This is a genomic window from Pseudomonas moraviensis (genome assembly GCF_900105805.1).
Taxonomy (GTDB): Bacteria; Pseudomonadota; Gammaproteobacteria; order Pseudomonadales; family Pseudomonadaceae; genus Aquipseudomonas; species Aquipseudomonas moraviensis_A.
This window is the reverse complement of record NZ_LT629788.1, coordinates 5143698-5157304: the sequence shown is the minus strand read 5'-3', so window position 1 is coordinate 5157304 and position 13607 is coordinate 5143698. Positions and strand designations below refer to the sequence as shown.

General features: G+C 61.3%; 11 protein-coding genes. 8 read left to right on the top strand and 3 right to left on the bottom strand.

Annotated features, from left to right (window positions below):
• The first annotated feature begins 126 nt into the window (after nt 1-126).
• From BLU71_RS23145 to BLU71_RS23110, 8 genes are all read left to right on the top strand, one after another.
• Nucleotides 127-1368, top strand: coding sequence for an SfnB family sulfur acquisition oxidoreductase (locus BLU71_RS23145; protein ID WP_042608563.1), 1242 nt, complete (start codon nt 127-129; stop codon nt 1366-1368).
• Between the two features lie 26 nt (nt 1369-1394).
• Nucleotides 1395-2588, top strand: coding sequence for an SfnB family sulfur acquisition oxidoreductase (locus tag BLU71_RS23140; protein WP_083353969.1), 1194 nt, complete (start codon nt 1395-1397; stop codon nt 2586-2588).
• Nucleotides 2588-3946, top strand: coding sequence for an LLM class flavin-dependent oxidoreductase (locus tag BLU71_RS23135; RefSeq protein ID WP_083353968.1), 1359 nt, complete (start codon nt 2588-2590; stop codon nt 3944-3946). The genes BLU71_RS23140 and BLU71_RS23135 overlap by 1 nt, the downstream gene beginning before the upstream one ends.
• Before the next feature lie 120 nt (nt 3947-4066).
• Entirely contained in the window at nt 4067-4876 is an 810-nt protein-coding gene (locus BLU71_RS23130) for a MetQ/NlpA family ABC transporter substrate-binding protein (protein WP_083353967.1), read from the top strand.
• Nucleotides 4877-4878: 2 nt separating this feature from the next.
• Nucleotides 4879-6000 (top strand): methionine ABC transporter ATP-binding protein, encoded by a 1122-nt coding sequence (locus tag BLU71_RS23125; RefSeq protein WP_064361606.1) that lies wholly within the window; start codon nt 4879-4881, stop codon nt 5998-6000.
• A complete protein-coding gene (locus BLU71_RS23120; protein ID WP_083353966.1) occupies nt 5990-6634 on the top strand; it encodes a methionine ABC transporter permease in 645 nt (214 codons plus the stop codon). The genes BLU71_RS23125 and BLU71_RS23120 overlap by 11 nt, the downstream gene beginning before the upstream one ends.
• Before the next feature lie 412 nt (nt 6635-7046).
• Nucleotides 7047-7403, top strand: coding sequence for a DUF6124 family protein (locus tag BLU71_RS23115; protein ID WP_042608557.1), 357 nt, complete (start codon nt 7047-7049; stop codon nt 7401-7403).
• Between the two features lie 102 nt (nt 7404-7505).
• On the top strand, nt 7506-8135 hold the full coding sequence (locus BLU71_RS23110) for a class I SAM-dependent methyltransferase (RefSeq protein WP_173867422.1): 630 nt from the start codon (nt 7506-7508) through the stop codon (nt 8133-8135).
• A gap of 97 nt (nt 8136-8232) precedes the next feature.
• On the opposite strand, the gene BLU71_RS23105 is transcribed toward BLU71_RS23110, so the two are convergent.
• From BLU71_RS23105 to BLU71_RS23095, 3 genes are read right to left on the bottom strand one after another with little or no spacing between them, the layout of a single operon-like run.
• Nucleotides 8233-11286: an efflux RND transporter permease subunit gene (locus tag BLU71_RS23105; RefSeq protein WP_042608555.1), complete on the bottom strand. Its 3054-nt coding sequence runs from the start codon at nt 11284-11286 to the stop codon at nt 8233-8235.
• The gene (locus tag BLU71_RS23100; RefSeq protein WP_064361609.1) at nt 11283-12347 is read right to left on the bottom strand and encodes an efflux RND transporter periplasmic adaptor subunit; all 1065 of its coding nucleotides are present in this window, start codon (nt 12345-12347) and stop codon (nt 11283-11285) included. Before BLU71_RS23100 ends, BLU71_RS23105 begins: the two co-directional genes overlap by 4 nt.
• Nucleotides 12344-13447 (bottom strand): efflux RND transporter periplasmic adaptor subunit, encoded by a 1104-nt coding sequence (locus tag BLU71_RS23095; protein ID WP_064361610.1) that lies wholly within the window; start codon nt 13445-13447, stop codon nt 12344-12346. The genes BLU71_RS23100 and BLU71_RS23095 overlap by 4 nt, the downstream gene beginning before the upstream one ends.
• Nucleotides 13448-13607: the final 160 nt, after the last annotated feature.

The window sequence follows — 13607 nt, the reverse complement described above, 5'->3', positions numbered from 1 at the left end:
CCGGACATTCTTTCAATCGTCGCACTTCGCGGCGTTTTTCATGAGATGTGAGGTAGGTATGGTCCGGAACACAATCACCCCAGTGCAGATCGCCAGGGCATTGCGTGCAGCCAGGGAGCGGCACTGATGTCCAGTCTTGCAGATGCAAACGTGCAGTCCGATCTGGACATCGCCCCGCTGTTGTTGCCCGCGCAAGTACTGCGCAACGACGCTCAAGCGATCAAGGCCGCCCATGACCTGGCGCAGGTTGCCCGCGTGCAGGCGGCCAAACGCGACCGCCAGCGCAAGCTGCCGTGGTCGGAAATCGAACAGTTCACCCGCAGCGGTCTGGGCAGCATTGCCATTCCCCGTGAATACGGCGGCCCTCAGGTTTCCTTCGTCACGCTGGCCGAAGTATTCGCGATCATTTCCGCCGCCGACCCGGCGCTCGGGCAGATTCCGCAGAACCAGTTCGGCATCATCAATCTGGTCCTCGGCAGCGCCACCGAAGCGCAGAAAAAGCAGCTGTTCCAGAGTGTTCTGGAAGGCTGGCGCATCGGTAACGCCGGCCCGGAACGCGGCACAAAAAATACTCTGGAACTGAAAGCGCGCATCACCGCCGATGGCGATGACTACGTGATCAACGGCCAGAAGTTCTACTCCACCGGTGCCCTGTTTGCGCACTGGGTCGCGGTGAAAGCGCTCAACGATGACGGCAAGCAAGTGCTGGCTTTCGTCCGTCGCGGCACACCGGGTTTGCGCATCGTTGATGACTGGTCGGGCTTCGGCCAGCGCACCACCGCCAGCGGCACGATTTTGCTGAACAACGTGCGCGTCGAGTCGAGCCTGGTCATCGACAACTGGAAGATCAATGAGAAGCCGAACACCCAAGGCGCAGTGTCGCAGCTGATTCAAGCGGCGATCGATGCCGGCATCGCCCGTGGCGCCATCGACGACGCCATCGAGTTCGTTAAAACCCGCGCACGGCCATGGATCGACGCCAAGGTCGAGCGCGCCAGCGATGACCTCTATGTGATCGCCGATATCGGCAAACTGAAAATCGAACTGCACGCCGCCGAAGCACTGCTGCGCAAGGCCGGCAAAGTACTCGATCAGGTTCACGCCGCACCGCTGACTGCCGAATCGGCCGCACGCGCGTCTATCGCCGTGGCCGAAGCGAAAGTGCTGACCACCGAAGTATCGCTGCTGGCCAGCGAAAAGCTGTTCGAACTGGCGGGCAGTCGCGCGACCCTCGCCGAATTCAATCTCGACCGCCACTGGCGCAACGCACGCGTGCACACCCTGCACGACCCGGTGCGCTGGAAATATCACGCGGTCGGCGCTTATCGCCTCAACGGCACCTTGCCGGCTCGCCATTCCTGGATCTGAGACGACCAGACATCTGGAGGAAAAACATGACGCTTTCCCATCACGTCGCGGTCATCACCAGCGATGAGCAAGCCCTGATCGTCGCCAGCGACCTGGCCGAAGACTTCAAGCGCGACAGTGCCCTGCGCGACCGCGAACGCCGCCTGCCATTGGCGGAGCTCGAAGTGTTTTCCCGCTCCGGTTTGTGGGGCATCAGCGTGCCGAAAGAATATGGCGGCGCTGGCGTATCCAACGTCACCCTGGCCACAGTCATCGCGCTGATCGCCCAGGCCGACGGCTCGCTGGGACAGATTCCGCAGAACCATTTCTACGCGCTGGAAGTGCTGCGCGTGAACGGCAGCGACGAACAGAAACAGCGCCTGTACGCCGAGGTACTCGCCGGGCAACGCTTCGGCAATGCCTTGGCAGAACTGGGCACCAAAACCGCTCACGACCGCGTCACGCGCCTCACCCGCGACGGCGAGGGTTATCGCATCAACGGTCGCAAGTTCTACTCGACCGGGGCGATTTACGCGCAGCGCATCCCGACGTCGGTAGTTGATGAAAACGGTGTGCAGCAACTGGCCTTCGTCCCGCGTGAGAGCAAAGGCCTGACGGTGATCGACGACTGGAGCGGCTTCGGCCAGCGCACCACCGGCAGCGGCTCGGTGGTGTTCGAAGATGTGTATGTGGCGGCTGAAGACGTGCTGCCGTTCCAGAGCGCTTTCGAGCGCCCGACCACCGTCGGCCCGCTGGCGCAGATTCTTCACGCCGCCATCGACACTGGCATTGCCCGCGCCGCTTACGAAGATGCGTTGCACTTCGTGCGCAGCAAGACCCGTCCGTGGATCGATTCCGGCAACGACAAAGCCACCGAAGATCCGCTGACGCTGAAGAGCTTCGGCCACTTGAGCATTCGTCTGCACGCCACCGAAGCCTTGCTCGAACGCGCCGGCGAACTCCTTGATGCCGCGCAAGCTGAAACCAATGCTGACACTGTCGCTGCCGCATCGATCGCGGTGGCTGAAGCACGCGCAATCAGCACGGAAATTTCCCTCGCCGCTGGCAGTACGCTGTTCGAACTCGCCGGCAGTCAGGCGACGCTGAGTGAGCACGGCCTCGACCGGCACTGGCGCAACGCTCGCGTGCACACCCTGCATGACCCAGTGCGCTGGAAATATCACGCGGTGGGCAATTACTACCTCAACGATGAAAAGCCGCCGCTGCGGGGGACCATCTGATGGCCGCCGCGAAAAAGAAGATCCTGCTCAATGCGTTCAACATGAACTGCATCGGCCATATCAATCATGGCCTGTGGACGCATCCGCGCGACACCTCGACCCGCTACAACACCATCGAATACTGGACCGAACTGGCGCAGCTGTTGGAGCGCGGATTATTCGATGGCTTGTTCATCGCTGACATCGTCGGCGTCTACGACGTCTACCAGAACTCGGTGGACGTGACGCTGAAAGAGTCGATCCAGTTGCCGGTCAACGATCCGCTGCTACTGGTTTCGGCGATGGCCGCTGTCACCAAAAACCTCGGCTTCGGCCTGACCGCCAATCTCACTTACGAACCGCCGTATCTGTTCGCTCGACGCATGTCCACGCTCGATCATCTGAGTCGCGGCCGGGTCGGCTGGAACATCGTCACCGGTTACCTGGACAGCGCTGCCAAAGCCATGGGTCTGCGCGAACAGGTCGAACACGACCGTCGCTATGACCAGGCCGAAGAATATCTGCAGGTGTTGTACAAACTCTGGGAAGGCAGCTGGGAAAACGGCGCGGTGCTCAATGACCGGGAGCAGCGCATCTACGCCAACCCGCAAAAAGTGCACAAGGTCGAGCACAGGGGCGAGTTCTATCAGGTCGAGGGCTATCACCTCTGCGAACCTTCACCGCAGCGCTCGCCGGTGCTATTCCAGGCTGGCAGCTCTGATCGCGGATTGCTCTTCGCCGGGCGGCACGCCGAGTGCGTGTTCATCAGCGGTCAGAACAAACCGTCGACCAAGGTGCAGGTCGATAAAGTCCGCGCCAGCGCGGTCGAGGCCGGGCGCAATCCGCAAGACATCAAGGTGTTCATGGGCCTCAACGTCATTGTCGGTGCCACTGAAGAGGCGGCTTGGGCCAAGCATGCCGAGTACTTGAGTTACGCCAGTGCCGAGGCCGGCGTGGCGCACTTTTCCGCGTCCACCGGCATCGACTTTGCCCAATACGAAATCGACGAACCGATCCAGTACGTGAAGAGCAACGCGATTCAGTCGGCGACGAAAAATCTGCAGAACAACGACTGGACCCGACGCAAATTGCTCGAGCAACACGCCCTCGGAGGCCGCTACATCACCGTGGTCGGTTCGCCCGCGCAAGTGGCGGATGCGCTGGAATCGTGGATCGCCGAAACCGGGCTGGACGGTTTCAACCTGACCCGCATCGTCACCCCGGAAAGCTATGTCGATTTCATCGAACTGGTGATTCCCGAGTTGCAGCGGCGCGGCTCGTACAAGACCGCCTATGACGACGGCACCTTGCGCGAGAAGTTGTTTCACGGGGAGGCGCAGTTGCCTGAGCAACACACCGGTTCCGCGTTTCGCCGCTAAAAGCATCGCGAGCAGGCTCACTCCTACAGGGGAACGCATTCCAAATGTAGGAGTGAGCCTGCTCGCGATGAGGCCATAACAGACACCACACATCTTATGCACTGACTGGAAAAAACCACCATGACCAAAAAAATCCTGACCCACCCAGTCAAAGCACTGGCCCTGGCCTTCGGCCTGTTCAGCTCGGCGGTATTCGCTGCCGATGCGCCGCTGAAAGTCGGCACCACCGCCGCGTTTGCCATTCCGCTGGAAGCCGCCGTCGAAGAGGCCTCCAGGCAAGGCCTGAAAGTCGAGCTGGTGGAATTCACCGACTGGATCGCGCCCAACGTCAGCCTCGCCGCTGGTGATATCGACGTGAATTACTTCCAGCACATCCCGTTCCTGGAAAACGCCAAAGCCGCGTCCGGTTTCGATCTGGTGCCGTTCGCACCGGGGATCATCAACAACGTCGGCCTGTATTCGAAGAAATACAAAAGCTTCGATGAGCTGCCCGAAGGCGCCAGCGTCGCCATCGCCAACGATCCGATCAACAGCGGTCGCGGTCTGCAATTGCTCGCCAAGGCCGGGTTGATCACCTTGAAACCGGGCGTCGGCTACAAGGCCACCGAGGACGACATCGTCGCCAACCCGAAGAAGATCAAGATCCTTCAGGTCGAAGCCGTGCAACTGGTGCGCGCGTATGACGACGCCGATCTGGTCCAGGGTTACCCGGCCTATATCCGACTGGCGAAGACCTTCGATGCCGGCTCGGCGCTGCTGTTCGACGGTCTCGATCACAAGGAATACGTGATCCAGTTCGTCATCCAGCCGAAGAGCAAAACCGACCCGCGCCTGATCAAGTTCGTCGACATCTATCAGCATTCGCCAGCCGTTCGCGCGGCCCTGGATAAAGCCCACGGCAAGCTCTATCAGGCCGGTTGGGAAAGCTGAACATGACTGCCGCGATCCAACGGCGACTGGAGCTTCCAGAGCCTCACAATGCTGAACAAACCGAGCTGCACCCCGAGTTGAATCGCGCCCACGTACGCTTTATCGGCCTGGGCAAAACCTACAACGGCCGGCAAGGCCCGGTCGCGGCTTTGCAGGGCATCGACCTGGCAATCCAGCGCGGGGAAGTGTTCGGCATCATCGGCCGCAGCGGCGCCGGCAAGTCGTCGTTGATCCGTACGATCAATCGTCTCGAGCAACCGACATCGGGCCGCGTGCTGATCGATCAGGTGGATATCGGCGAGTTCGATGAAGACCGCCTCGTCGCCCTGCGCCGACGCATCGGCATGATCTTCCAGCACTTCAATCTGATGTCGGCCAAGACCGTATGGCAGAACGTCGAGTTGCCGCTGAAAGTGGCCGGTGTGCCGAAAGCGCAACGCGAGAACAAGGTCCGCGAACTGCTCGAACTGGTCGGCCTGCAAGGCAAGCACAAGGCATACCCGGCGCAGCTTTCCGGCGGGCAGAAACAGCGCGTCGGCATCGCCCGCGCGCTGGTACATGACCCGGACATTCTGCTCTGCGATGAAGCGACGTCGGCCCTCGACCCGGAAACCACGCAGTCGATCCTCGGCCTGTTGCGCCAGATCAATAAACGCCTGGGCCTGACCATTGTGCTGATCACTCACGAGATGGCGGTGATCCGCGAGATTTGCGACCGCGTCGTCGTGCTCGAGCATGGCCATGTGGTCGAGCAAGGGCCGGTGTGGCAAGTGTTCGGCAATCCGCAACACGCAGTCAGCCAGACCCTGCTGGCGCCGCTGCAGCACGCTCTGCCGGAAGAATTGCAAAGCCGTTTGCAGGCGCAATCCACGGCTTCTGATGCGGCGGTGGTGTTGCGTTTGCAGTTCACCGGCAGTGCGGCAGACGAGCCGGATCTGGCCGCGTTATTCGCTGCATTGGGTGGCCGGGTGAAGCTGCTTCAGGGCGGTGTCGAACGGATCCAGGGTCATGCGCTGGGGCAGCTGTTGCTGGCCGTCAGCGGCTCGACTTTCAGCGCCGAACAATTGCGTGAACGCGCCGGACACTGGGCGCAACGGGTGGAGGTATTGGGTTATGTGGTTTGATCGCTTGCTGCAGGGTTTTATCGACACCTTTTTGATGGTCGGCGTGTCGTCGCTGATCGCGCTGCTGGCGGGCATTCCCATGGCGGTGATTCTGGTCACCAGCGACAAGGGCGGGATCTATCAAGCGCCGCTGCTTAACCGCGCCTTGGGCGCCTTCGTCAATCTGTTCCGCTCGATTCCATTCCTGATTCTGATGGTCGCCCTGATTCCATTCACCCGCCTGATCGTCGGCACCACATACGGTGTGTGGGCCGCTGTGGTTCCGCTGACAATCGCGGCAACGCCGTTCTTTGCGCGGATCGCCGAAGTGAGTCTGCGCGAGGTCGATCATGGCCTGATCGAAGCGGCACAGGCGATGGGCTGCCGACGCTGGCACATCGTCTGGCATGTACTGTTGCCCGAGGCGCTGCCCGGAATTGTCGGAGGGTTCACCATCACCCTGGTGACAATGATCAACTCCTCGGCGATGGCCGGTGCAATCGGTGCGGGCGGGTTGGGGGATATCGCTTACCGCTACGGCTATCAGCGCTTCGACAGTCAGATCATGTTGACGGTGATTGTCTTGCTGGTGGCGTTGGTGGCGGTGATTCAATTGGGTGGAGACAGGCTGGCGCGAGGTCTGAATAAGCGCTAAGGTCGATAGCGGCAGGTGGCCATCAACCGAGCCGATGTGATCGCACTATTTTGGGCAACGCCTGTAGTTAAAATCAGAAGCTTCCTACATGATTTTTATCGTTTCGCCAGCCCGAACCACGCGGGTTTGCAGGACGCTTCCTAGAATGATTTGCCCGCTTGTACCCGAAATATCCCGTAGCTAATCTCCGGTCGTCACTGTTTTGCGGTGACCGGATTCAGTTGTCCGGATTCGCTGGGCGTGCAGTCAGGCCTGACCTCGGCAGAGGCTTTAACTGTCCGATGTTGGCTGTGCGCAAGGCACTTTCGGGTGCGCCGATAACCGGCGGCCGGCGACTGATCCGCGTGCAGCCGCCGCCCTGCTCGTTTAGTCGCGAAATGGTTGGCTCCCACTTGTAGTCAGGAGTTTACCCATGGAAAAAAATCTTGCCGATCCGCCACTCAGCCTTACCTCAAGCAAGCGGTTCACCGAGGATTTGCTCAAGGATCGCTCCGCACTGTGCCGCGCCGTCGACTCGCATCTGGCTGGCACACAGGTCACGTTGGCGGGACAGAAACGTGTCTACAGCATCAGCGAGGATGTGACGCTGGAGGATGCGCAGTTGTATGTCGCCGATCTGCTGCGCTGCGCTTCGGTGACCGTGCATCAATGCGGTGATCAGCTCGGGGGCGCGGATCGCGCCATGGTGTTCTCGGTCTGGCATCTGCTGGAAATGGCCAAAGCGATGATGGACCGTTCGATCGATTGTCTGGGAGCGAAGCAACTCTGAAGCCTGGCACCCATCGCCGCCCGCACTGAAGCCAGCGCAGGCGGCGTTTTTTTGCCGGCAAAACAGCTTATAGTCCGCCCTCACATTGCCAATACAGCATCGATCATGAAAACGCCCAGCGACCTCGAACAGATCACCGCCACTACTCTTGGTCACTACAACTCGGTAGCCGAGGATTTCCGTGAGGGCACTCGCGACCACGATGTCAGCCAGAATATCGAAGCGCTGTTGCGCCACATTCAGGCGGAGCCGCCGTTGACGATTCTGGATTTCGGCTGCGGTCCGGGACGGGATTTGCAGACGTTCACGCGCATGGGCCACCACGCGATCGGCCTCGATGGCTCGCAGGAATTCGCGCGCATGGCCCGCGAGGACAGCGGTTGCGAAGTCTGGCAGCAGGACTTTCTGCAACTTGACCTGCCCGCCGCACGCTTCGACGGCATTTTCGCCAATGCCGTGCTGTTTCATGTGCCGTTGCAGGTGTTGCCGCAGGTGCTGCGGCAATTGCACGACACCCTGAAACCGGGCGGTGTGTTGTTCAGCTCCAATCCGCGTGGCGACAACCGGGAGGGCTGGAACGGGCCGCGCTACGGCTCGTACCACGATCTCGAGGCCTGGCGCGGTTTGTTGACGGCGGCGGGGTTTGTCGAGCTTGAGCATTACTACCGGCCCGCCGGTTTGCCGCGCGAACAGCAGCCTTGGCTGGCGAGCGTGTGGCATAAATCTTCATAAACCGTTCTGACGCCTTCGCGAGCAGGCTCACTCCTACAGGGGACGCATTTCAACTGTAGGAGTGAGCCTGCTCGCGATGAGTGCGCAGCACTCGCTTTTAAGCCGCGTCCTTCTGCGGTTCACGAATCTTGTACCAGGCCACATACAGCGCCGGCAGGAACAGCAGCGTCAGCAACGTCGCCACGACGATGCCGCCAATCATCGCGTAGGCCATCGGCCCCCAGAACACTTCCCGCGCAATCGGGATCATGCCCATGCTCGCCGCTGCGGCGGTCAGCAGGATGGGGCGGCGTCGGTGTTCGGTGGCTTCGACCACCGCGTCCCACGGCGCGTAGCCCTTTTGCTCGAACTCATCGATCTGGGTCACCAGGATCACCGAGTTGCGGATGATGATGCCGATCAGCGCAAGAATCCCGAGGATCGCCACAAAGCCCATCGGCGTACCGGTCGGCACCAGCGCCAGCACTACGCCGATCAGCCCCAGCGGGGCGACACTGGCGACCAGGAACATCTTCTGCACGCTGTGCAACTGGATCATCAGGAACGTCGCCATCAGAAACAGCATCAGCGGCAGCACCTTGGCAATCGGCCCCTGGGCCTTGCCGCTTTCCTCGACCGTACCGCCGGTGGCGACCTTGTAGCCGACCGGCAATTTCGACGCAAAAGCGTCGATCGACGGCTTGAGCAATTTCACCAGATCGGTCGGCTGAATCTCGTCGCGCACCGAGGCCTTGATGGTAATGGTCGGCAAGCGATCACGACGCCACACCAGCGGCTGCTCCAGTTCATAGCGCACGGTGGCGAACGCCAGCAGCGGAATCGAGGTGCCGCTCGGCGTGACGATCTGCAGGTTCTGCAGGGTTTCCGGGGTACCGCGCTCGGAGTCCACCGCGCGACCGACCACGTTGATCAGATAGATGTCGTCATCGACCTGGGTCAACGGCGAGCCGCTGACGATGCTGTTCATCAGGTTGGCGACGTCTTCGGACGACAGCCCGAGTTGCCGCGCCTTGTCCTGGGCGATGTCGATGCGCAGGACTTTGCCCGGTTCGTTCCAGTCGTAAATGATCTCGCCGATGTGCGGGTTCTTGTCCAGTTCGGTGGCCAGATCGATGGCGTGTTTGCGCACCTGATCGACGTCCTTGCCGCTGACCCGGTACTGAATCGGACGCCCCACTGGAGGCCCCATCTCCAGGGCCTGCACGTAGCTGCCGATGCCGACGAAGTCTTTGTGCAGGCGCTCGCGCAAGCGCTGGCTGAGGGCCTCGCGGGCCTCGAAATCCTTGCTGACGATCACCAGTTGCGCGTAGTACGGATTCTGCAATTGCTGATCGAGGGGCAGGTAGAAACGGATCGCGCCCTGACCGATGTAAGTGCTCCAGCGCACGATGTCCGGATCGCCCTTGAGCGTTGCTTCGAGCTTGTCCACCGCTTTGCGGGTTTCATCGATCGAGGCGTTTTGCGGCAGGTTCAGGTCGACGAGAATTTCCGGGCGGTCGGATGCCGGGAAAAACTGGTTCTGTACGAAGCGCATGCAGAACACTGCCAGCACGAACAACAGCACGGTGACACCGATCGCCCACCAGCGATTGCGCATGGCCCACAACAGACCGCCGTTGAACGCCCGGCCGACGCGACCCGGCTCGGCATCATGGGCCTTCACCTTGTCGCTGAGGATGTGCACGCCAATCACCGGCGCGAAGAACACCGCCACCACCCACGAGACGATCATCGCTACCGCGATCACCGCGAACAGCGTGAACGTGTACTCACCGGCAGAGCTGGCGTTGAGGCCGATGGGCACGAAACCGGCGACGGTCACCAGCGTACCGGTGAGCATCGGGAACGCCGTCGAGGTGTAGGCGAAGGTCGCCGCCTGCTCCTTGCTCTCGCCCATTTCCAGACGCGTGACCATCATTTCCACGGTGATCATCGCGTCGTCCACCAGCAGGCCAAGGGCAATGATCAGCGCGCCGAGGGAAATCCGCTGCATGGTGATGCCGCTGTATTCCATGAATACAAAGACCATCGCCAGCACCAGCGGAATCGAGCACGCCACCACCAGGCCGGCGCGCACGCCGAGGCTGATGAAGCTCACCACCAGCACGATGATGACCGCTTCGAACAGGGCGCTGGTGAAACCGCCAACGGCCTCTTCCACCACCACCGCCTGATCGGAAACCGTGTGCACGCCAACGCCGACCGGCAGATCAGCGGTGAGCTGGTCGATGCGCTCGTGCAGCGCTTTACCGAACTCCTGAACGTTGCCGCCCTTCTGCATGGCAATCGCCAGGCCGATCGCCGGTTTGCCGTCGAAGCGGAATTCCGGCGTCGCCGGGTCGACGTAGCCACGGCTGATCTCGGCGATGTCGGCCAGACGATAGAAGCGATCATTGAGCTTGAGATTGACCTCGGCGAGGTCTTTTTCCGAAGCGAACTGGCCCGAGGTGCGTACGGAAATCCGCTCTGGCCCCGCCTCGATCACCCCGGCCGGGGTCACGGCGTTCTGCGATTGCAGGCTCTGCACCACCTGGCGCTGGTCGATACCCAGCGCTGCGAGTTTGCGCGTGGAGAAATTCAGGTAAATCGTTTCGTCCTGCTGGCCGACCATTTCGATCTTGCCCAGCCCGGGCACGTTGCGGATTTCGGCGCGCGCCTGTTCCACATAATCGCGCAACTGGCGCATGGTCAGGCCGTCGGCGGTGAAGGCGTAGACCGAGCCGTACACGTCACCGAATTCATCATTGAATCCCGGGCCCTGAATGCCTTGGGGGAACTGGCCGCGAATGTCGTCGATCTTCTTGCGCACCTGGTACCAGATTTCCGGGATGTCCTTGGCACTGGTGGTGTCACGCAGGTACACGTACACCGTCGATTCGCCGGGGCGGGTGTAGCTTTTCACGTAGTCGAGGGAATCGAGTTCCTCAAGTTTTTTCTCGATGCGGTCGGTGACCTGCTTGAGGGTTTCTTCCTGGGTCGCGCCCGGCCATTTGGTCTGGATCACCATGGTCTTGATGGTGAATGACGGGTCTTCTTCGCGCCCCAGATTGAAGTACGAGAACACCCCCATCAGCAGCCCGACGAACATCAGGTACCACACGAAAGACTGGTGCTTGAGGGCCCATTCGGAGAGGTTGAAAGAGCCTTTCATTGACTGTCCTCGTCAAGTTTTACCGATTGTCCGGGTTTGAGACTGTTGACGCCGGCGCTGACCACGCGCTCGCCGTTTTGCACACCGCCGGCCAGCACCACGCTGTTGTCACCACGGCTGACCACGCTGACCTCACGCGGGTTGACGGTTTTGTTTTGCGTGTCGATCACCCAGATCCGGGTTTTGCCATCGACTTCCTGCAACGCAGTCAGCGGCAGTTCGATCCGCGGCTTGATCGCCGAGCTGAGGGTCACGCTAATCGCGGTGCCGAGGCGGAAACCGTCCGGCGTATCCGACAACGTCAGACGGGCGCGACGGGTGCGCGTAGCGCTTTGTGCCTGGGGCTCGATCTCGCGGATGATCGCCGTGGTGTTGATGCTCGGGTCCAGTTGCGCGGCCACCGAGAACACCACGTCGCTGGGCAACTGATCGACCAGCGTATCGGGCAGGTCGATCACCGCTTCCTTGATGTCCGGTTGCGCCAGCGTCACCACTTGTTGCCCGGCGGTCACCACCTGCCCGGCCTCGGCGTTCCACGCGGTGACCACGGCTTTGTGATCGGAGCGCAGCTCGGTGTAGCTCAGTTGATCCTTGCTCTGGCTGACCGCCGCGCGCGCCTGATCGAGCGAGGCCTGGGTGGTTTTCAGGTCGGTGTTGGCGACGTCCAGTTGCGCCTGCGCACCGACGCCGCGATCGAACAGCGCTTGCTGACGACGTGCGTTGGCCTGAGCGTTGATCAGTTGCGCCTGGATTCTCGCCAGATCGCCTTGGGCCGAACGCAACTGATTCTGCTGGTCGGACGGGTCGAGGGTGGCGAGCAAAGTGCCCTTCTGCACCTCGGCGCCGACATCGACGTTACGCCGGGCGATCCGGCCGCCGACGCGGAAACCGGTGTTGCTCTCGTAGCGCGCCTGAATGCTGCCGGCAAAGCGCCCGAGGCTTTCTTCGTTCAGCGCTTTGACCGTGACCGACAGCACCGGGCGTACCGGTTCCGGTGGTTTTTCCTTTTCCGAGCAGGCGCCCAGCAGCAGCGCCATGCACAACAGGCCGAGACGCTTCATGGCTGCGCTCCCGGTTGCAGATCCTTGTAGGTGTTTTCGGCAATCTCGACTTTCATGCCGGGGTGCAGCAACTGGCCGCCGGCGACGATGACTTTCTCGCCGCCCTTGAGGCCTTCGCTGATGATCACTTTGCCGGTCAGGTAACGACCGACGGTGACCGTATGCAACTGCGCTTCGCCCTTGTCATCGACCAGCCATACCGCCGGGTCGCTGATGTTTTTCGTCAGCGCCGACCAGGGCAGTTCCACCGCCGATTTGCCGGTGCCTTTGGCGGTGGCGCTCACCACCGAACCGAGCTGCATGCCCGGCGGCAGTTTGTCGAGGCTGACCTTGACCTGCACGGTGCCTGACTGCGCCGATACCGAGGGGGTGATTTCGCGCACGGTGCCGGTGGTTTTGATTTCGGGGTTGTCGAGCAGGCTGACCACGATCGAACGATCGGACGGCCGCTCGGCCAGCAGCGATTCGTAGACATTGAACACTGCGTCGCGGTCGCCGTCGCGGGCAAGGCTGAAAATCGGTGCGGTGGCCTGTACCACTTGGCCGACTTCAGCCTGGCGCTCGGTGATCACGCCCGGTGCATCGGCGATCAGCGAGGTATAGCTGAGCTGGTCCCTGGCGTTGGCCAATTGCGCCTGCGCCGCGCTCAATGCGCTCTGGCTGCTGCGCAGCGCCGCTTGCGCCGAATCGTATTCGCTCTGACTGGTGTAGCCCTTGGGCAGGAGTTTTTGCTGACGGACGAAGGCCGCCGCGGCTTGCTTGACGCGGGCCTGTTCGGCGACGACTTGGGCCTGAGCGGAATCGACGTTGGTCTGCAGATCTTTCGGATCGAGCTTGGCCAGTACCTGTTTGGCCGTGACCCGGTCGCCGACATCGACCATGCGCTGAATGATCTTGCCGCCGACGCGGAACGACAGCTGCGTCTGCACCCGCGCCTGCACATCACCGGTGAGGGTCACCGCTGCGGCGTAGTTGGCCGGTTCGACCGCTTGCACAAAGACCCGTGGCAGGTATTCCTGAGCAGGTTTCTTGTCGCCGCAAGCGGTGAGCAAAGTGAACAGACTCAGCATGACCGCTGTTTTCATTCCGGGACTTGCCATGCAGACTCCTTCCTGTGTACGAACGTGCAAGTGACGATACGACTGTGAGCTTAGAACAGGGTTCAACGTTCGCCTGAGCGATCACAACATTTCCGTGCAGGAGCTGCCGCAGGCTGCGATCTTTGCTTTTTCAAGATCAAAAGATCGCAGCCTGCGGCAG

What these genes read in the sequence shown, in the direction of transcription:
- BLU71_RS23100 (WP_064361609.1), bottom strand. Translation starts at nt 12,347, where the DNA reads ATGAAGCGTCTCGGCCTGTTGTGCATGGCGCTGCTGCTGGGCGCCTGC.
- BLU71_RS23120 (WP_083353966.1), top strand. Translation starts at nt 5,990, where the DNA reads ATGTGGTTTGATCGCTTGCTGCAGGGTTTTATCGACACCTTTTTGATG.
- BLU71_RS23105 (WP_042608555.1), bottom strand. Translation starts at nt 11,286, where the DNA reads ATGAAAGGCTCTTTCAACCTCTCCGAATGGGCCCTCAAGCACCAGTCT.
- BLU71_RS23140 (WP_083353969.1), top strand. Translation starts at nt 1,395, where the DNA reads ATGACGCTTTCCCATCACGTCGCGGTCATCACCAGCGATGAGCAAGCC.
- BLU71_RS23125 (WP_064361606.1), top strand. Translation starts at nt 4,879, where the DNA reads ATGACTGCCGCGATCCAACGGCGACTGGAGCTTCCAGAGCCTCACAAT.
- BLU71_RS23145 (WP_042608563.1), top strand. Translation starts at nt 127, where the DNA reads ATGTCCAGTCTTGCAGATGCAAACGTGCAGTCCGATCTGGACATCGCC.
- BLU71_RS23115 (WP_042608557.1), top strand. Translation starts at nt 7,047, where the DNA reads ATGGAAAAAAATCTTGCCGATCCGCCACTCAGCCTTACCTCAAGCAAG.
- BLU71_RS23095 (WP_064361610.1), bottom strand. Translation starts at nt 13,447, where the DNA reads ATGGCAAGTCCCGGAATGAAAACAGCGGTCATGCTGAGTCTGTTCACT.
- BLU71_RS23135 (WP_083353968.1), top strand. Translation starts at nt 2,588, where the DNA reads ATGGCCGCCGCGAAAAAGAAGATCCTGCTCAATGCGTTCAACATGAAC.
- BLU71_RS23130 (WP_083353967.1), top strand. Translation starts at nt 4,067, where the DNA reads ATGACCAAAAAAATCCTGACCCACCCAGTCAAAGCACTGGCCCTGGCC.